The organism is Acidovorax sp. 107, assembly GCF_003058055.1.
Taxonomy (GTDB): domain Bacteria; phylum Pseudomonadota; class Gammaproteobacteria; order Burkholderiales; family Burkholderiaceae_C; genus Acidovorax.
In genome coordinates this window covers 3,095,209-3,113,881 of the sequence record NZ_QBTZ01000001.1, presented here as the reverse complement: position 1 = coordinate 3,113,881, position 18,673 = coordinate 3,095,209, and the positions used below count along the sequence as shown (strand labels likewise).

15 protein-coding genes are annotated in these 18,673 nt (G+C 65.1%); 7 read left to right on the top strand and 8 right to left on the bottom strand.

The window, feature by feature from the left end:
• Positions 1–26: 26 nt before the first annotated feature.
• Entirely contained in the window at positions 27–278 is a 252-nt protein-coding gene (locus C8C99_RS14540; RefSeq protein ID WP_056056709.1) for a hypothetical protein, read from the bottom strand.
• 195 nt (positions 279–473) lie between these two features.
• Here C8C99_RS14540 and C8C99_RS14535 point away from each other — a divergent pair, with 195 nt between their 5' ends.
• From C8C99_RS14535 to C8C99_RS14520, 4 genes are all read left to right on the top strand, one after another.
• The gene (locus C8C99_RS14535; protein ID WP_199226405.1) at positions 474–1,823 is read left to right on the top strand and encodes an esterase-like activity of phytase family protein; all 1,350 of its coding nucleotides are present in this window, start codon (positions 474–476) and stop codon (positions 1,821–1,823) included.
• A gap of 78 nt (positions 1,824–1,901) precedes the next feature.
• Entirely contained in the window at positions 1,902–2,606 is a 705-nt protein-coding gene (locus C8C99_RS14530) for a riboflavin synthase subunit alpha (RefSeq protein ID WP_108626114.1), read from the top strand.
• A gap of 17 nt (positions 2,607–2,623) precedes the next feature.
• Positions 2,624–3,124, top strand: a complete 501-nt coding sequence (locus tag C8C99_RS14525) for a GNAT family N-acetyltransferase (protein ID WP_108626113.1) — start codon at positions 2,624–2,626, stop codon at positions 3,122–3,124.
• A gap of 44 nt (positions 3,125–3,168) precedes the next feature.
• Positions 3,169–3,657 carry an NUDIX hydrolase gene (locus C8C99_RS14520; protein WP_056644180.1) on the top strand — a complete coding sequence of 163 codons (489 nt, stop codon included), beginning with the start codon at positions 3,169–3,171 and terminating at the stop codon, positions 3,655–3,657.
• A gap of 36 nt (positions 3,658–3,693) precedes the next feature.
• On the opposite strand, the gene C8C99_RS14515 is transcribed toward C8C99_RS14520, so the two are convergent.
• The 4 genes from C8C99_RS14515 to C8C99_RS14500 form a co-directional block, all read right to left on the bottom strand.
• Complete coding sequence (locus tag C8C99_RS14515; RefSeq protein WP_108626112.1) at positions 3,694–4,674, bottom strand: tripartite tricarboxylate transporter substrate binding protein; 981 nt, start codon at positions 4,672–4,674, stop codon at positions 3,694–3,696.
• 37 nt (positions 4,675–4,711) lie between these two features.
• Positions 4,712–5,893: a tricarballylate utilization 4Fe-4S protein TcuB gene (gene tcuB, locus C8C99_RS14510; protein ID WP_108626111.1), complete on the bottom strand. Its 1,182-nt coding sequence runs from the start codon at positions 5,891–5,893 to the stop codon at positions 4,712–4,714.
• A complete protein-coding gene (gene tcuA, locus C8C99_RS14505) occupies positions 5,880–7,346 on the bottom strand; it encodes an FAD-dependent tricarballylate dehydrogenase TcuA (RefSeq protein WP_108626110.1) in 1,467 nt (488 codons plus the stop codon). Before tcuA ends, tcuB begins: the two co-directional genes overlap by 14 nt.
• A gap of 192 nt (positions 7,347–7,538) precedes the next feature.
• Entirely contained in the window at positions 7,539–8,531 is a 993-nt protein-coding gene (locus tag C8C99_RS14500) for a LysR substrate-binding domain-containing protein (protein ID WP_108627176.1), read from the bottom strand.
• Positions 8,532–8,896: 365 nt separating this feature from the next.
• Between C8C99_RS14500 and C8C99_RS14495 the strand changes: the two genes are divergently transcribed.
• The 3 genes from C8C99_RS14495 to bcsZ all read left to right on the top strand — a co-directional run bounded on the left by C8C99_RS14495 (position 8,897) and on the right by bcsZ (position 13,047).
• Entirely contained in the window at positions 8,897–10,558 is a 1,662-nt protein-coding gene (locus C8C99_RS14495) for an L-lactate permease (protein ID WP_108626109.1), read from the top strand.
• 93 nt (positions 10,559–10,651) lie between these two features.
• Complete coding sequence (mnmA, locus tag C8C99_RS14490; protein ID WP_108626108.1) at positions 10,652–11,758, top strand: tRNA 2-thiouridine(34) synthase MnmA; 1,107 nt, start codon at positions 10,652–10,654, stop codon at positions 11,756–11,758.
• Positions 11,758–13,047, top strand: a complete 1,290-nt coding sequence (gene bcsZ, locus C8C99_RS14485; RefSeq protein WP_199226403.1) for a cellulose synthase complex periplasmic endoglucanase BcsZ — start codon at positions 11,758–11,760, stop codon at positions 13,045–13,047. The genes mnmA and bcsZ overlap by 1 nt, the downstream gene beginning before the upstream one ends.
• 10 nt (positions 13,048–13,057) lie before the next feature.
• On the opposite strand, the gene bcsS is transcribed toward bcsZ, so the two are convergent.
• Genes bcsS through bcsA form a run of 3 tightly spaced genes read right to left on the bottom strand, consistent with a single transcriptional unit; the run spans position 13,058 to position 18,356 of the window.
• On the bottom strand, positions 13,058–13,780 hold the full coding sequence (bcsS, locus tag C8C99_RS14480; protein WP_108626107.1) for a cellulose biosynthesis protein BcsS: 723 nt from the start codon (positions 13,778–13,780) through the stop codon (positions 13,058–13,060).
• Positions 13,777–16,086, bottom strand: coding sequence for a cellulose biosynthesis cyclic di-GMP-binding regulatory protein BcsB (locus C8C99_RS14475; RefSeq protein ID WP_108626106.1), 2,310 nt, complete (start codon positions 16,084–16,086; stop codon positions 13,777–13,779). Before C8C99_RS14475 ends, bcsS begins: the two co-directional genes overlap by 4 nt.
• Positions 16,083–18,356, bottom strand: a complete 2,274-nt coding sequence (bcsA, locus tag C8C99_RS14470; RefSeq protein WP_108626105.1) for a UDP-forming cellulose synthase catalytic subunit — start codon at positions 18,354–18,356, stop codon at positions 16,083–16,085. The genes C8C99_RS14475 and bcsA overlap by 4 nt, the downstream gene beginning before the upstream one ends.
• Positions 18,357–18,673 lie beyond the last annotated feature (317 nt).

Below are 18,673 nucleotides of genomic sequence, written 5' to 3'. Positions count from 1 at the left end.
GGCGCGGTGAGTCGTGCAGAGGGTCCCTAGCCGCGCTGCCCGTCCCACCACATTCCCAGGCACAACGCGACGCCCACGGCGTACAGCAACCAGGTGGCCGAGACGACATAGGGATAGAACATCAACGCCACGCCCCACCAGCGCGTGCGCGGCTGCTGCGCACGCTTGCCGTGCCAGTACGCCGCCATGCCGATCAGGCCAAACAGAATGGCGCCCACGATGTAGGCCGGGCTGGGCAGCTCCAGGCCGAGGGATTGCAGTGCAGAGAGGGTTTCCATGGCGGGGTGCGCAGGCTGTGCGGGTGGGGTGAGGCCGGTGTGATTCCTGCCAGCGGAAAAAGGTCCCTGGCAAGGTCCCTGGTGTGTGCCCGATTCGGCGTTGCCTGGTGGAGGGCGTTGGACAACCGCCTTTCATGGCGGTGTCACAGGGCGGCGGCATCGTTCACGGTTTTGGCTCTTTTCACCTTGACCACCATGTCCCGACTGTCTCTGATTGCCACCTGCGCCGCGCTGCTGTGCGCCGCCCCCGCCATAGCCCAGCAGGCCTACCCGGCCACCCTGGCCGGCCACGCCGTGCTACCCGCCCTCACCGTGATTGCTGCGCCCAAAGACGCGCCGCAAGACCTGCAGGTGGCTGGCAAGTTCACCACCCCCCGCCGTGTGGACGCCGTGGGCAGCGTGATGGGCCAGTCGGGTGGCCGTGACACGGGTGTGTCGCTGCCCTTCCAGGGCCAACCCCTTCAGGGCCACTCGGGCATCAAGCGCATGGCCGACGGCTCGTTCTGGATCCTCACCGACAACGGCGCCGGCTCCAAGGCCAACTCGCCCGACTTCATGCTGCACCTGAGCCACTACACCGTGGACTTCCAAAGCGGCAAGTTCAACCGTCTCAAGACCATCTTCCTGCACGACCCCGACAAGAAGATCCCCTTCCGCATCACCCACGAAGGCACCGACAAGCGCTACCTGACCGGCGCCGACTTCGACCCCGAGAGCTTCCAGTTCGCCGGTGGCGCACTGTGGATCGGTGAAGAGTTTGGCCCCTTTCTCATCAAGGCCGACCTGAACGGCAAGGTGCTGGCCGTGTTCGAGACCCAGGTGGACGGCAAGGTCGTGCGCTCGCCCGATGCGCCCGGCGTGCTGATGCCCGGCGCCCCCGACGCCAAGCCCACGCCCTTTGAAGTCAAACGCTCCAAGGGCTATGAAGGCATGGCCTCCAGCAAGGACGGCAGCAAGCTCTATGCGCTGCTCGAAGGCGCGCTGTGGAACGACGGCGCCAAGGCGTACGAAAACGTGGGCGGCAAGCAGTACCTGCGCGTGCTCGAATTTGATGTGAAGACCGAGCAATGGACCGGCCGCCACTGGAAGTACGTGCTGGAGGCCAACCACCACGCCATTGGCGACTTCAACATGATCGACAACACGACCGGTTTGATCATCGAGCGCGACAACGGCGAAGGCACGGCCGACAAAGCCTGCGCCGAAGGCCAGAAGCGCACGGACTGCTTCCACGACTTGGCCAAGTTCAAGCGCATCTACAAAGTCGAGCTGAGCGACGCCAACGTGGGCGGCGAGATCCGCAAGGTGGGCTACATCGACCTCATGAACATCCAGGACCCCAAGCGCCTGGCCAGGAAGCCGCTGAACAACGGCGTGCTCACCTTCCCGTTCTTCACCATCGAGAACGTGGACATCGTGGACAGCACGCACATCGTGGTGGGCAATGACAACAACCTGCCCTTCAGCAGCAGCCGCGACCCCAACAAGGCGGATGACAACGAGCTGGTGCTGCTCGAAGTGGGCGAGTTGCTCCGGGCCAAGTAACCCGGCACCAGCGCGCGGTGGGGGCCGGGTGGCAAAATTCCCGGTTCCCGTTCCAACGTACCCGGAAGCCGCGCCACCATGTTCACAGGCATCGTCCAAGCCACGGCAGGCATTGCCGCCATCCACGACCGCGCAGGGCTGCGCACGTTCACGCTCGATTTCCCCGAGGGCTTCTGCCAGGACCTGGCCATTGGCGCCAGCGTGGCCACCGATGGCGTGTGCCTCACCGTCACCGAGATCCTGTCGCCCACGCAGGCCAACTTCGACGTGATGCTGCAGAGCCTGAACATCACCACGCTGGGCAGCTACGCGCAGGGCGACCGCGTGAACGTGGAGCGCGCGGCCAAGGACGGCGCCGAGATCGGCGGCCACCCGCTGTCGGGCCATGTGGACTTCACCGGCGTGCTCATCGAGCGCCGCGAGTTCGACAACAACCTGGTGTGGCGCGTGGCCGTGCCCGAGGCGTTTCGCCGCTACATCTTTGCCAAGGGCTACATCGCCATCCACGGCGCTAGCCTCACGGTGGCCGAGGTGAACCGGCAAGAGGGCTGGTTCGAGATCTGGATGATCCCCGAGACCCGCCGCGCCACGGTGTTTGAAAACAAAAAAGTGGGCGACCGCCTGAACATCGAGATCGAGCGCAGCACTCAGGTGGTGGTGGACACCGTGCGCGAGGCCGTGCAGGAGAGCCTGGGCCGCCTGCAGCCGGTGCTGGAGGCGCTGCTGAAAGAAAAGGGTCTGTCGCTCGACGACTTTGTGCAGGCCCCGGTGCTGCCGCACTGACCCAGCGAAGTTCTCCCATGTCCGTGGTGGTGCGCCCGCTGGCGCTGAGCGATCTGGCCGACCTGCTGGCCGTGCAACTGGCCTGTTATGGCGAGGGTTTTGTGGAAAGTGGCGAGGTGTTTGCCCGCCGCCTCGCCAGCCCCGCCAATTGCTCGCTGGTGCTGGAGCAGGGCGGCACCGTGTGCGCTTACCTGGCGGCCTACCGCAGCGTGCGTGGCAAGGTCACCCCGCTGCATGGCGACTTTGAAGCCACCGCCCAGCCCGACACGCTGTACCTGCACGACATGGCGGTGCTGCCCACCCATGCGGGGCAAGGCCTGGCCCATGCGCTGCTGCAGCCCCTGTGGGCGCAGGCCCGCGCAGAAGGGCTGCTACACAGCGCGCTGGTCTCGGTGCAGGGCTCGCAGGCCTACTGGCAGCGGCAGGGCTACGCGCTGCACCCCTTGCAGAACGCCGCCCAGCAGGCCCGCCTGGCCAGCTACGGCGACGGCGCCGTGTACATGGCGCGAGCGCTGTAGACCTTGTAGGCCCACTGTCACCGGCCCTCGTCATAATGCCCGCCATGCCCCACCGCTGGAAACCCAACGTCACCGTGGCCGCCCTCATCGAGCGCGATGGCCGCTTTCTGCTGGTCGAGGAAGAAACCACTGACGGCCTCAAGCTCAACAACCCTGCCGGTCACCTGGACCCGGGCGAGTCGCCCATCCAGGCCTGCGCGCGCGAGGTGCTGGAAGAGACCGCCCACGACTTTGAGCCCACGGCGCTGATCGGCGTGTACCTCAACCGCTTCACCAAGACGCGCACGGGTGACGACACCACCTACCTGCGTTTTGCGTTCGCGGGCAAGCTGGGCACGCACCATGACTGGCGCACGCTCGACACCGGCATCGTGCGCACGCTGTGGCTCACGGTCGACGAGATCCGCGCCTGCCCTGAACGGCACCGCAGCCCGCTGCTGCTGCGCTGCCTGGAGGACTACCTGGCGGGCCAGCGTTTTCCGCTGACGCTGGTGCACACCGATATTTCGGTCACCGAGCCCGCTGCGCAATAGCTCTGCGCGGGCTGGGCGACGCGAGGTCTTGTGGCCTCAGTCCGCGGTCAGCTTGCGTTCCTTGATGATGGTGGCCCACTGCGTAGATTCCTTCTTCATGAAGGCGGTCAGCTCGGCGCGTGTGGTGGGCTGCGGCGTGAGGCCGTGCTTGTTCAGTGCCTCCTTCACGCTTGGGTCGTTCAGCACCTTCACGATCTCCTGGTTCCAGCGGTCCAGCAGCGGCGCAGGCGTCTTGCCGGGGGCCACAAAGGCGTACCAGTTGAGCGCTTCAAACCCCGGGTAGCCCGCCTCGGCCACGGTGGGGATGTTGGGCATGTACGAGGGCCGCGTGAGCCCGGTGGTGGCCAGGGGAATGAGCTTGCCGGCCTCGATGTGCGGCAGCGCGGTGGGCGGTGCGGCGAAGTACGAGGTCACGCGCTCGCCCAGCAGGTCTTGCAGCGCGGGAGCGCCGCCCTTGTAGGGCACGTGGGTCATGTCGATGCCCGCGCGCTGGTTGAACAGTTCACCCGCCAGGTGCGATGCCGAGCCCGCGCCGGTGGAGGCAAAGTCCACGCTGCCGGGCTTCTTCTTGGACAGCTGCACAAACTCGGCCAGCGTTTTCACGCCCGCACCCTTGTGCACCACCAGAACGTTCGGAAAATTTACCCCGCCTGACACCGCGGCCAGGTCCTTGAAGGGGTCGTAGTTCACCTTCATCAGGTGCGGCGCAATGGTCAGCGGCCCCACCGAACCGAGCAGCAGCACCGAGCCATCGGCGGGCGCATTGGCCACGAACTGGTGGGCAATGTTGCCGCCCGCGCCGCCCTTGTTGTCCACCACCACCGACTGGCCGATGTTCTCGCCCAGCTTCTTGGCGATGAGGCGCGCCGCCGCATCCGCCGCGCCGCCTGCGGCAAAGCCCACGACCAGCGTGACGGGCTTCTTGGGCGGGAAATCCTGCGCGTGGGCTGCGCCAGACAGCGTCGCGGCAGCGGTGGCGAGTGCCAGCGCGCTCATCAAGAGGGTGCGTTTTTTCATGGGGGTCTCCTTCATCGTGGGTGGTGGGGTGCGGGGATCAATCGGAACCGAGGCCGATGGGGTTGGGCTGGCGCTTTTCCACCGCATGGCGCAGCAGCGATGCGGTGCGGAAGATGCCGTGCGCAAACTTGCCGTAGGGCATGGTGGCAAACAGTGCCATCACCGCGCCCAGGTGCAGGCACAGCAGCGGCGGCAGGGCGGCGGTGCCGCGCACGGCCCACAAGGCCAGGCCGCTGGTGGCGGTGAGGAACAGCAGGGCAATGAAGGCGCGGTCCATGGGCTTTTGCGCGGCGTCGCCGTGTTGCGGGTGGCGGCGCAGGTTCAGCCGCCACAGGCCTGCGGTGCCCATCGCCAGGCTGATGCCACCCACGCCGCCCAGCAGCTTGGGCAGGCTGGGCAGGTCGTACGGTGCGGGCGCGCCCAGCAGGTAGTGGTACAGCGTGGCCACGCTGGTGGCCGCAAAACACAGCATGAACCCGTAGAACGTGAGGTGGTGCATGCGCCTGCGCGACAGGGTGTAGGCATCGTCCTCGTTGTGGCAGCCGTCGCCGTGGCCGCCGTCCAGGTATTTGAGGCGCAGAACGGCGTCGGTGGCCTCGGCCGTGGCGGGGGCGCTCAGCGGCGCGCCGCTGGTGGCGGGCGTCACATCGCGCCAGAAGCGGCGCACGCCCAGGCCCAGCGCCAGCACGGCAAACAGAAAGACGGGTGCGAACAGGCCCACCAGCAGGTTGTGCGGGAAGATGCCGTAGAAGCCGCCCACGGGGGCCTGCCACAGCGCGGCGATGCCCTGGCCATGCAGTGCAACGGCCAGCAGCAGGAACAGCGTGAGCCCTGCGACCAGCGCCAGCGCCAACGTGAGGCCGTTGCGCTGGTAGAGCTGGCCCAGCGCGGGCGGCCAGGCGTAGTCGGCATAGGTCTGGCCGCGCACCTGGGCCATGGCCTGGGGGATGTTCACCGCAAACTCGTGCGGCGGCGCGTACTGGCACGCGTGCAGGCAGGCGCCGCAGTTGTGGCACAGGTTGGCGATGAAGTGGATGTCGGCCTTGCTGAACTCCAGCCGCCGCGTCATGGCCGGGAAAACGGCGCAAAAGCCTTCACAGTAGCGGCAGGCGTTGCAGATCTGCAGCTGGCGCGCCACTTCGGTTTCGGGCGCAGAGAGCACGATGTCGCCGTTCGCCAGCGCCCGGGCGTCGCGCGTCAGGGCCTCAAGCGTTTGCATGGTTTGCTCCTTGTTTTGTAGCGTTTGAGGCATTTTCGACTAGCGCTACCGGGCGTTTGGAGGCCAAAGCTGCCTGCGTGCCCGCAATGCGGCCAAACGCGGTGCCAATGCTCATGCCCACGCCGGCGGTGTAGCCCTTGCCAAGCACGTTGCCGGCCATCATTTCGCCGGCCACAAACAGGTTGGGGCTGGGCTGGTTGTTGAAGCGCACCGCAGCCGTGTCGTCGGTGTGCAGGCCCAGGTAGGTGAAGGTGACGCCAGGCTTGAGCGCATAGCCGTAGAACGGCCCGGTGTCGATGGGCCGGGCCCAGTGCGTCTTGGCGGGCGCCACGCCTTCGGTGTGGCAGTCGTCCAGCGTCGTGTGGTCAAACCGGCCCACGCGGCAGGCGGCGTTGTAGGCATCGAGCGTGTGCGTGAACGTGTCCACGGGCAGGCCAAGCTTCTGCGCCAGCTCGGGCAGGGTATCGGCCTTGACGCCCGGAAACACGGGCGGCATGAAGCGGCCAATCGCCTTGCTGTCGATGATGGAGTAGCCGATCTGCCCCGGCTGCTGCGCCACCAGGCGGCCCCAGATGGCATAGCGTTTGGGCCAGAAGTCCTCGCCCTCGTCGTAGAAACGCTCGCCATGGCGGTTGACCACCACGCCCAGCGACACGCAGTCGATGCGTGTGCAGATGCCGCCGTCGTACAGCGGCGCGCGCGCGTCGATGGCCACCATGTGCGCCTGCGTGGGGTCGCCGATGCGGTCGGCGCCATGGTCGTCCAGCAGGTGCTTGAGCAACACGCCCTTGTTGTAGGCCGTGCCGCGGATCAGGAAGTTGTCGGCCGGCCACTCGCCGCGCTCGTTCTGGCCCCAGGCTTCGCGCAGCCATTCGCGGTTCGATTCAAAGCCGCCGGCGGCCAGCACGCAACTCTTGGCGGCAATGCGCTCGCCGCTCGCCAGGTGGGCGGCAACGAAGCGGCGGCCGTCCATCTCGATGCGCTCCACGGGCGCCTCGTAGCGGACCTGCACGCCCAGTTGCTCGGCGCTGCGGTAGTACGCATTGACCAGCGCCTTGCCGCCACCCATGAAGAACGCGTTGGTGCGTGCCACGTGCAGCGTGCCCGCCAGCGCGGGCTGAAAGTGCACGCCGTGGCGGCGCATCCAGGGCCGGCAGGTGCTCGACTCGCGGATCACCAGGCGCGCCAGGTGCTCGTTGGTGAGGCCGCCCGTCACCTTGAGCAGGTCCTGCCAGAATTCTTCTTCGGGGTAGGCATCGACCAGCACGTCCTGCGGCGCATCGTGCATGCAGCGCAGGTTGCGCGTGTGGGCGGAATTGCCGCCGCGCCAGGCGCGTGGGGCCGATTCGAGCAGCAGCACGCTGGCGCCCGCCTCGCGTGCCATTAGGGTGGCGCACAGGGCGGCATTGCCGCCGCCGATGACCAGCACATCGACCACAGCATCGCCGCTCATGGCCGGTGGCTCCCGACGTTGTGCTGCGAGCGGGGGAATGAAGAAGGGGGTGTGGGGCCCATGGGGTGTCTCCTGGCGTGGTCGCCGTGTCGTTCATCGGGGTGATGGCGACTGTAGGGAGACGCAGACCCGCTGTGCAGCAGGTTCAGGTCATGGGGGTATCACGGATCGTGATGGCTGTGGCGGGGCCACTCAGGCGCAGGCGCCCTGCCCACCGATCCATGTCGTGCCAAACCACTGGCCAGTCGTCACCAGTTCACGCACACAGTCCGTCAGCACCACGCGCGCGGCCAGCGCGGCGGGCGAGAGCTCTTCGTCGGGCAGGCTGCACAGCAGGTTGACGCGGCGCGCGGGCGCGTTGGTGAGGCGTGCGCACTGAAAGCGCTCCGCCGCGTCGGGGTAGCGGCCCATGGCGGCCCAGGGCTGCACGGTGGAGCCCAGGCCGGCGTCCACGGCGGCCATCACCATGGCAAGCGAGTCCACCTCCAGCACCACGTGCGGCGCCACGCGGTCACGGGCAAAGGCGGTGTCCAGCGTGCTGCGCAGGCCGTGTGGGCCGGTGGGCAGGATCAGCGGCTCTTGCACCAGCTCGGCGACGGTGATGGTTTCCGGCAGCTGCCGGCCATGGGGGTTGCCTGGGCCCTCCCCTCGGTCACGGGCGCAGATGAGGAACAGGTCCTCCTCCAGCAGCGGTGCCATGTCCCAGCGGCGCGCGCCGCTGGCCTGCTGCGCCTGGTGCAGGCGGGTGTCGAACAACACGGCCAGGTCCAGCTCGCGCGCATGCAGCATGGCCGTGAGGTGGCCCGACATGCTCTCCACCATGTGCAGCCGCACGTCGGGGTAGCGTGTGCGCATGGCCTGCATCAGCGGCAGGCCCAGCACGCCCGAGGTGGTGGGCGCCAGGCCCACGGTGACGGTGCCCGACAGCCGCGCCTGCTGCGCCGCGCGCACAGCCTGGTCGGCATGGCGCAGGGTGAGCTGCGCCTCGCGAAAGAACGCCAGCCCCGCCTCGGTGGGCGTGACGCCGCGCGGCGTGCGCTGCAGCAGCCGCGTGGCCAGCTCGCTCTCCAGCCGGGTGATCTGCTGGCTGAGCGCAGACTGCACCACGTCCAGGTCCAGCGCAGCGCGGCTCATGGAGCCCTGCTCCACCACACGCACGAAATAGCGCAGTTGTCTCAGTTCCATGGCGCCCTTTTTGTCATGCGGAAATGTACCTGTACCGCGCCCGCACCGCGCCTGCGACGCGCAGATGCGCGAATACACCATTCCCGTCGCACAACCCAGACTCCTTCGCGACTGCGTGAGGGCCGCGCAACGCAGCACTTGCAGCAGGCTGACACTGGGTCTGCGGGTAAACGCGCAGTCTGGTAACAAGCCGTTCGGTAACTCCCTATGAAGGATGGGGGCTTGAAATTAATTGCATGGCTGGTGGAACTGATTTCAAGGAGGCGCGAACGCTTTGCCGAAAAATCCAGCTGCATGCATGACCCCAGGCAGAAGACGTGGGGCGGCATTTCCTCACTTCAACCCTTTCCGATCGGAGACAGGCCATGATCTGGCAACAAATCTACAACCCGGTGGGCAATATGGTGGCGTCCACTGCGCTGGCCGCGATCCCGGTGATCATCATGCTGGCCGCCCTGGGCTTCTTTCACATCAAAGCCCACATCGCCGCCGGCATGGGGTTGATCGCGGCGCTGTTGGTGGCCATCTTCGCCTATGGCATGCCTGCCGACATGGCCGGTCGCGCCGCTTTGTATGGCGGCTTCACGGGGCTGCTGCCGATTGGCTGGATCGTGCTGAACATCATTTTTCTGCACCAGCTCACGGAGCAGAACGGCAGCTTCAAGGTGCTGCAGGACTCGCTGTCCAACATCACGGAAGACCGCCGCATCCAGCTGTTGCTGATTGCGTTTTGCTTTGGTGCGTTCTTTGAGGGCGCCGCTGGTTTTGGCACGCCCGTGGCGGTCACTGCCGCCATCCTGATCGGGCTGGGTTTCTCGCCGCTGGCGGCCTCGGGTCTGTCGTTGATTGCCAATACGGCCCCCGTGGCGTTCGGTGCCCTGGGCACGCCAGTGATCACCCTGGCCAAGGTGCATGGCTACGACCTGATGGAAGTGACGGCCATGATCGGCCGCCAGTTGCCCTTCTTCTCGGTGCTGGTGCCGTTCTGGCTGATCTGGGCATTTGCCGGGCGCAAGGCCATGTGGGAGATCTGGCCTGCCATTCTGGTGGCCGGTGTGTCGTTTGCCATTCCGCAGTTCCTGGTCTCCAACTACATCGGCCCCGAGCTGGTGGACATCATTGCGGCCATCATCTCCATGGCGAGTTTGATTGCGTTCCTGCGCGTGTGGCAGCCGAAGAAGATCTGGACTTCGCCCTCCATGCGGGGCCATGACCCCAGTGCCAGCGAAACCAAGCCTGCACAGCCGGCCGTGCGCTATTCGCGCGCCCAGCTGATCAACGCGTGGATGCCTTGGGTGATTCTGTCGGTGTGTGTGTTTATCTGGGGTCTGCCGTCGGTGAAGACGTGGCTCAACGGTATCTTCTCCCCGGCCTTTCCCATGGACGGGCTGCACAACCTCATCGAGAAGATGCCCCCCGTAGTGCCCAAGCCCACCAAGGAAGGTGCGGTCTACACGCTGAACCTGCTGTCGGCCACCGGCACCGGCATCCTGTTGTCCGCACTCATCAGCGCTTTGCTGATGCGCTACAGCCCTGTGGCCATCGTCGGCACGTTCTTCCGTACCGTCTGGCTGGTGCGCTATTCGCTGCTCACCATCGTGTTGATGCTGGCGCTGGGCACGCTCACCCGCTACTCGGGCACGGACACTACCCTCGGACTGGCATTCGCGAACACCGGTGTGCTGTATCCCTTCTTCGGCACCCTGATGGGGTGGCTGGGTGTGGCGCTGACCGGGTCCGACACGGCCTCCAACGTGCTGTTTGGAGGCATGCAGAAGGTGGCTGCCGAGCAGCTGGGTCTTTCGCCCAATCTCATGGGCGCGGCCAACAGCTCGGGCGGCGTGATGGGCAAGATGATCGACGCGCAGTCCATCGTCGTGGCCTCCACCGCCACCCGCTGGTTCAACCATGAAGGAGACATCCTGCGCTTCGTTTTCTTCCATTCGATCGCGCTGGCCTGTCTGGTCGGGCTGCTGGTAACCCTGCAGGCCTACGTATGGCCCTTCACGTCGATGGTGGTGCGATAGCGGTTGGGTGCGTGGACATCCCTACCCGCCGTCCCACGGCGGGTATTCCGGGCGCAACGAGGGTGGTAGCAATGCGCCGGGGATAATCGGGGGATGAACAAACACAGGGTCGTTGTTGGCCTGTCCGGTGGGGTGGACTCGGCCGTGACCGCCTACCTGCTCAAACAGCAGGGCCACGAGGTCGTCGGCATCTTCATGAAAAACTGGGAAGATGACGACGACAGCGAATACTGCTCGTCCAACATCGACTTCGTGGACGCAGCCGCCGTGGCCGACGTGATCGGTATCGAGATCGAGCATGTGAACTTCGCGGCCGACTACAAGGACCGCGTGTTCGCGGAGTTCCTGCGCGAGTACCAGGCGGGCCGCACACCCAACCCCGATGTGCTGTGCAACGCAGAGATCAAGTTCAAGGCTTTTCTGGACCACGCCATGCGGCTGGGGGCGGAGAAGATCGCCACCGGGCATTACGCCCGCGCGCGCCAGAACGCCACATCTGGCCTGTTCGAGCTGCTCAAGGGACTGGACCCGAGCAAGGACCAGAGCTACTTTCTGCACCGCCTGAACCAGGCCCAGCTGTCCAAGACGCTGTTCCCCGTGGGCGAGCTGCACAAGACCGAGGTGCGCCGCATTGCCGAGGAAATTGGCCTGCCCAACGCCAAGAAGAAGGATTCGACCGGTATCTGCTTCATCGGTGAGCGGCCGTTCCGTGAATTTCTCAACCGCTACATCAGCCACGCGCCCGGTCCCATCCTGGATGACCGGGGACGCAAGCTGGGCCAGCACGTGGGCCTGAGTTTCTACACGCTGGGCCAGCGCCAGGGGCTGGGCATTGGCGGCGTGAAAGAAAGGGGCGCACAGCGGGGTGGCGGTGCGCACGAGCCCTGGTTCGTGGCGCGCAAGGACCTGGAAAAAAACACGCTGCGCGTGGTGCAGGGGCACGACCACCCGTGGCTGCTGTCACACCGTCTGGTGGCGCAGGACGTGAGCTGGTGCGCCGGTCATACGCCCACACCCGGCGCCTATGCCGCCAAGACGCGCTACCGCCAGCAGGATGCCGCCTGCACGCTGGAGGCCGCGCCGGACGGTTTTGGGCTGCAGTTCCCCGAAGCCCAGTGGGCCGTGACGCCGGGGCAGAGCGCAGTGCTGTACGACGGCGACGTGTGCCTGGGTGGCGGTGTGATTGCGGGCGTGGTGTGATGCCAGAGACTCCCCAGGTGCCTGCCGACGCTGGGACCTGTGGGGAGTCTCCGCTGAAGGTGCCCCCGGGTCGGCCCCTGGTGGACCTTCGGCGCCGTCGCCTGGCCGCTGGATGTCTGGCCTGGCCGGTGGTGGTTGCGGCTGCGCCGCCGCCCCTGCATGAGCCTGCGCCCCGGTGTCCCGCGTGGCCTTTGTGGGATGCCTTTCTGGCGCGTTTTGTGCAAGACGATGGGCGTGTGATTGATGACCAGCACCAGACGCGCTACACCACCTCCGAAGGGCAGGCTTATGCCTTGTTTTTCAGTCTGGTGGCCAATGAGCGAGGCCGTTTTGACACGCTGCTGCGCTGGACAGAGCGCCATCTGGCGGCGGGGGACCTGACAGCGCGTCTCCCGGGATGGCGCTGGGGGCGGCACGACAGTGGCGAGTGGATGCTGGTGGATGCCAACCCTGCGTCGGACGCAGACCTGTGGCTTGTCTACACCTTGCTGGAGGCAGCCCGCTTGTGGAACATGCCGAGTTACGGCCAGTTGGGGCAATCGTTGCTGGCGCGCATTGAAGCCTCGGAGCTGGTGCGGCTGCCGGGCCTGGGCTGGATGCTGCTTCCCGCCCCCCAGGGCTTTCAGACAGACACAGCCCGCTGGCGTTTCAACCCGAGCTATCTGCCGATCCACCAGTTGCGCTATTTGGCCGCGCTGCGTGGCGAAGGCCCCTGGGCTGAGATCACCACCAACACGCTCGCCATGCTGCGTGCCATGACACCCCATGGCTTTGTGCCTGATTGGGTCGAATACAGTGAGCACCGAGGCTGGCATGCCACTGCCGCCAGTCCGGCATTGGGCAGCTATGACGCGATTCGTGCGTATCTGTGGGCGGGTTTGGTGCATGGAGCCGATCCTGCCCGCCCTGAACTGTTGAAAGGGCTTCGGGGGATGCGGGACTGGCTCGCTGCTGGCAATGCCCAGCCGCCGCAGAAGGTTCGCACGGACGACGGCTCTGGCCTCGGAGTGGCGCCGCCCGGCTTTTCTGCCGCACTTCTGCCGTACTTGAAGGCGCACGGGGCGACGGCGCTGCTCCAGGCACAGCAGGCGCTTGTGGTGCGTTCAACGCGGCAGGCCGCACCAGCCGCCCGTCCCTCCCTTGGCTGCCCTGCCTCGCGCTTTGCGACGGGGTTGCTGGGAAACCCTCCGACCTACTATGACCAAGTGCTGGCGTTGTTCGCGCAAGGGGCTCTGGAGGGTCGGTATCGATTCAGCGCGGAGGGTGCGCTGCAGATTCCCTGGCGGTAAACGCGCCAGCCTATCGCACGAGCGATGCAGACAGGCCGACGTATGGTGTGCTTTTGCCATCCTTGGGCCGTGCCTGGCCGGCGTTGACTTCCAGAAACCAGCCAGATCCCACGCTGCGACCTGCGAATACCCCCGTTTGCCGGGTGCGGTAGTCCTTGCCCTCGGACAGCGTGGCCTCGAGCCCCAGGCGCCATTCGGTGTCGCCGGGTCGAACGCCCATGCGCGCTCGGGTAAAGCTGCTTTGGGTGCCTGCACTGTACGACGCGAGAACGTCGGCGTCCCACCGGGGGGTGAGCAGATAGCGCGCGGCGACTTGTGGTGTCAGGGTGACGCGGGTGCCGTGTTGACCGTCTGCCCGGACTGCGGCCGGGCGCAGGTGGGTATTGCGCAGGCCCAGAGAGAGCGACACGTCGCCTTTGAAGCGCGCGGTGTCCCAGGCGTACCCCCAGCCGCTCTCAATGCCCGCAGCACCGGCTTTCGCCTCGGTGGGCACTCCCGCCACCGTGGTGTCGTATTGGTAGGTCAGCCAGCTCGCCACGGTTTTCTGGAACCAGCCTTGGCCCACCTGCGCGCCCTCCAGGGGGACGATCTGCCCGGCATAGGTGTAGGTACCTGCTGAAGACCCCTGGCTGCCCCCGATGTAGAGCTTTTGCGCAGCGTCTTGTGCCGATGCCAAGGGGCCCGCACAGGACAGCCCGATCAACAGGAGATACCGATGCAGGTGGTGGCTCATGCCTTGCTCCCGGATGCACGCTGGGTTTGTACTGGCAGATTGCGCTGCCGATAGCGGGCCAGCACCGTGCGCGTGAGTCCGACCAGCGAAGCGATCAGAGCCAGCACAATGCCCAGCGACCACCAGGGGTACTGCGAAACCCACAGCCCGATGCTGCCGCGCAAGGCGTAGGCGCTGAAGGGTGTGTCCTCTGAAATCACCGTCTTCACGGGTTCACCCGGCCGCCAGAACGCCATGCCACCGCGCAGTTGGCCCCATGGGCCATACCCCACCACATCATGCAGGGCTGCCTGCAGTTCTTCGGGGTTGGCCGCGGTGAACACCGTCAGGGGCTGGTTTCCATCAAACACGGTGGTGGCAATGGCGTGTTGTGTGGGGGCATCGTTGATCGCTACGGCGGCACCCAGCACCAGGGGGCGTGCTGCCGAGCCCTCGATGAGTTCGCGCAGCTGCATCAGGGTGTCATTGCCTTCGATCACCGGGACTCTGACGGATTGCATCAGGGGCACATTCAGCAAGAGGCTGCTGGCGGTGTTCAGTCCTGCCCGCTCTCGTACGTTCTCGGGCAGGCGTTCCATGGCCCCGACCCAGAGGCGGTTGGTGGCTTTCTCGTCCTGGCCGACCTGGAAAGAGGTGCGCAACAGGGGGGTTCGCAGCACCTGGACCAGCTTGGCCATGAGCGTGAGGCTGGCCCCCACAGTCGGGTCCTGTGCATCGGTCAGCTGCACCGCCATGCCGTCACCCAGGGGCGGAATCGGAGAGCCGCGCCCGTCGCGGGCGATCAGCCCCAGGTCGGGACGCAGGAGCGGGCTGCCCCCGAAGTTCTGCACCGTGCTGTCGTCATAGATCGTGGTGGCGAGATTGCCCAGGAAGAATGGCTTGCATTCCCCGCCATTGGATTGGGGCACCAGCACAGGCTGCAGCTCCAGGGTGTTCCAACCCATGCGCAATGACCCGGTGGGAAGGCTCACGGCGTAGTTGGTGTACACGCCGCCCGCAGGGTTATTCAGTGGTATGGAGCCATGCATGACCCCATTGGCGACCACATTGAGGGCCGACTGTGCCGACATGCCGCTGCCGTAGGCAAGGTGCAGTCGCACCTGCATGCGCCCTTGCCAATTGGAGTTCCAGAAACGGAGGCTTGCGTTGCCGGTGGGCAGGCCGCTGTAAGTGGTGGTGGCGTACCCCAGGGCGCTCAGCGGCTGCGCATGGGTTGATGCGTCCTGGGCGTCAGCTGCCTCGCGCAGATCCTTTGGCGATGGCAGCTTGAGATCACGCACTGCGACCCACGCCTTGCCCGGCCAGGGCATGCGCTGCATGGCAAAGGCCGTGGCTGCCGTCGGGAGTTCTGCTTCGGTGGCTGCCGCGAGGATCACGACAAAGCGAGTGGGGTCCTCTGGCAAGGTGCGTATGGCGACCACCGGTCCGGAGTCCGTGGGCGCCCCCAGCCCCTGGAGATAGGCGCCGAGGTTGTCGAAGGTGCCCAGTACCACGGCCGCCCGGGCCTGGGGTGGCAAAGCGGTGCCCATCTCGGCCGGTGTCGCCGGAAACCGTGCGCTGGAAATGCGGACGGGCACGTAGTCATAGCGGTGTCCTACCCCCTGGGCGACGAGTCCTGCAGCGCTGAGCACCGCGCCTTCCGGCGCCTTGGCCGTGAGGATGGCGACGGGGGCGGGATCGGCAAACACCGCCTTGTCAAACAAGGCATCGAGCCTGTCGAGCCTTGCTGGCAAGGCCTTGGGGGTGGCCGATACGACGAACTGTGATTCCCGCAGGTGGATGTCCGTCCACAGTTGGGAGGCCATCGGGTATTCACAGGTGCTGGCGTAGTGCTGTGCAACACTGATTTGCACTTCGTTGAAGCCCTCGCGCAGAGCGCTCAGCGGGAGACTGATGGAGTGACGGAAGTTCTCTTCACTGCCACTCAGTCCCAACTGCCGGACCACACGGCCGTTGACTGCGATTTCCAGTTGTGACGAGGCCGTCAATGAACGCGAGGCCGTGCCTGAGAGTTCGAGTCGCACTTCCTGTGCCTGCACGAGCGCCGGCAGGGGGAGCGACAGCTTCATGCTGGAGGCCACGCCCGCCAGGCGGTAGGGTCTGTCTTCCCCCTTCAGCCGCGACAGCGGGATCGTGAATTCTTTGCCATCGGTGCGCTCTTGCGGGGCTGGCGCCCTGGGCTCACCCGGGCGCTTGGTGTCTGCGATGGCGGTCAATGGCGCCAGCACCAAGGGCAGCAGAACGGCAAACCGGGTCGCCCTGAAGGCATGGCGGTGATGGAGCATGGGCGCGGCGAGATGCATCATGAAGAGTTTTTGGGAGAAAGCAGAATGCGCGCTGCGGCAAGCGTGCGATGGGCTTGCTGCTGCACCAGGAAGATCAGATGGCCCAACCCTTGGGTGAGGGCGAAGCGGATAACGGCCAACAAGCCGCCCAGCACGCTCCGTCCTGCGTGCCGGCGCTGGTTGTTCTGTACCAGCGTATCGCTGGAGCCAAAGGCCAGATCGATGGCAAGACGCTCTTGGGCTTGCCTGCCGTGGCTGTATTTGAGCCCAAGGCTGAACTCCTGGCTGTTGATGTGCCTGAAGGATTGCAGGTGGCCCTGCAGGCGACCGGGCCGGCCATGCAGGGTGATCTCGATCGGGCTGCCTGGCTGGATGTCGGGCGTGGTCTTACCGGGTGGATATCGCAGCTTTACGGCGAGGCCAGACGCGGACGCATTGGTGGTGGTTCCTTCGAACGTCTGCCCGGCGATGTGCGCCGTGATGGGTTCCTCATGGCGCAGCCTTGGTTCTGATCGCAACTGGCGGCGCTCGAACGTGATCCCCAGGACCCCGAGCAACAGCACCGTGTCCAGGACGGCCCAGAACAACACAAAGCTGATGGCGCCGACGTTCCAGGGCTCACTCGATATGCGCAGCACCCCGAACCCCACGCCCAGGATGGTCAGGATCAGCAACACGTAGAACGGCCAGGCCAGCGAGGAGATGAAGTTCTGGTTGAGCACTTCGCCCTTGGGCGTCACCTTGAACGACGGGGAGCGCGGTTTGCGTATCACCTCCGCGAGACCCTGCAGCACGTAGACCGATTGGACGATTTCGTACAGCTGCGACATGAAGGGCCAGCGCACCCGACCGTAAAAAAACTGGGTGGAAACCAGCGATGCGATCAAAGCCGGTACGGAATAGGCCAGCAGCTGCGGCGCGGTGGTGTCACACAGGTTGATGCCGAACATCAGGTACGCCGGAGGGGCGAGCAGCATGATCACCCGGGCCCCTGCAAAGCCCCAGTAGAAGGCAAAGTTGGTATAGAGAAGGCGCTGCGTGAAGGTCAGGTGAGGCTGCTTCCAGGGGTTTTTCAGCAGAAAGATCTGGAGCATGCCTTGGCCCCAGCGGACGCGTTGCACGATGAAGCCTGAGTAGGTCTCCGGTTGCAGTCCCGACACCATGGGGCGGTTGTAATAAGCAGACTTGTATCCGAGGGAAAGTGCATCGAGGGTGGTCTCTGCATCTTCGGTGATGGTCTGACCCGACACTCCGCCGAGCTTGTCAATCACACTGCGCCGTAGCACCGCAGCCGAGCCGCAGAAGAAAGACGTGCCCCAAAAATCCAGGCCCGGCTGCATCACGTCATAGAACAACTCGTTTTCGGCCGGCGAGTTCTCGAAGGTGTCCAGGTTCCGCTCCACGGGGTCTGGGCTGACGAAGTTGTGGGGTGTTTGCAGCACAAAAAGCTGGGGATCCGCCAGAAAGAACCCCACGGTGCGCTGCAGAAAGTCCGCCGCTGGAATGTGATCGCAATCCAGAATGAGCAGCAACTCGCCCTGTGTGCTGGACAACGCGCTGTTGATATTGCCAGCCTTCGCATGCAGGTTGCGCTCGCGGGTGAGGTAGCCCGCACCGAACTGGCGCGCAATCAATTGGAGCTCTTGCGCCCGCTCATGCGCGGCAGCGGCTTTGGCGGGGTTCTCGTCGTTGAGTTTTTGTGCTGTTCCGCCATCGTCCAGAACATAAACATGCAGCTTGTGGCGCGGGTAGTGCATCTGCGTGGCCGCAATGACCGTGGGTCGGAGAATGTCCGGATCTTCGTTGTAAGTAGGTATGTAGATGTCTACATGAGGTAAAGCATCCTCATCGTCGGGCAACGGTATCGAATGACGAGCAAATGGTTCGCTGTTGATGAAAAAGCCGAACAGCATGTTTACAAAACCATAGCCTTCAGCTGCGAAGAGCAGCAGCCCGCACACCATGGAGAGGAGCCCGAACTGCAGAGGTAACGAATCGGTCGCGCGCCAATGCATGTAACGCAATGACAGAAAGGTGCACAGCATGATGATGGTCAACCGCGCGAGACGCCGCCGCCGGGGGTCTTGCGCACGTCGGCCAAGCAAGTAGCAACCGCCCAGGACCGTGAGTAGCGCTGCAGAAATCAGCACCTGTGCATGCTGTGTCGTTGGAATCAGAGACAGATAGACAAATACAACCGCGGACAGACACCAAATCGCCAGCTCTAAGCGCCGGGCGTGTGTGTGCAAGAACGCTGGAAAGAGCGTTCCCGGATGCTTGTCAGCCTGCATAAGAAAACCACATGGAGAGAGAAGAATGGGTTGTACGGGCTTTTGAGCGCAACAGATTCAACCGGCGTGCTTTTTTTCAGAAGAGGTCCGTGGCTCGTGCGGCGACTTGTCCCGTCGCTGCGTCCAAATCCTTGGCGTCCACAGCCGCCGCAGGGTTTGATTCCGAGTTCGCAAACCGTGATTGTCCCTGCAATTCAATAGATAAAAACTATTACAAAATAAAACAACGGGCAGAAACTCATGATGCTCGTCAAGGGGCGATCTGTCGCTCGTACTTGCACGGAAGGTCCTGCAATGGCTGTAAAGGTCGCGTCCTT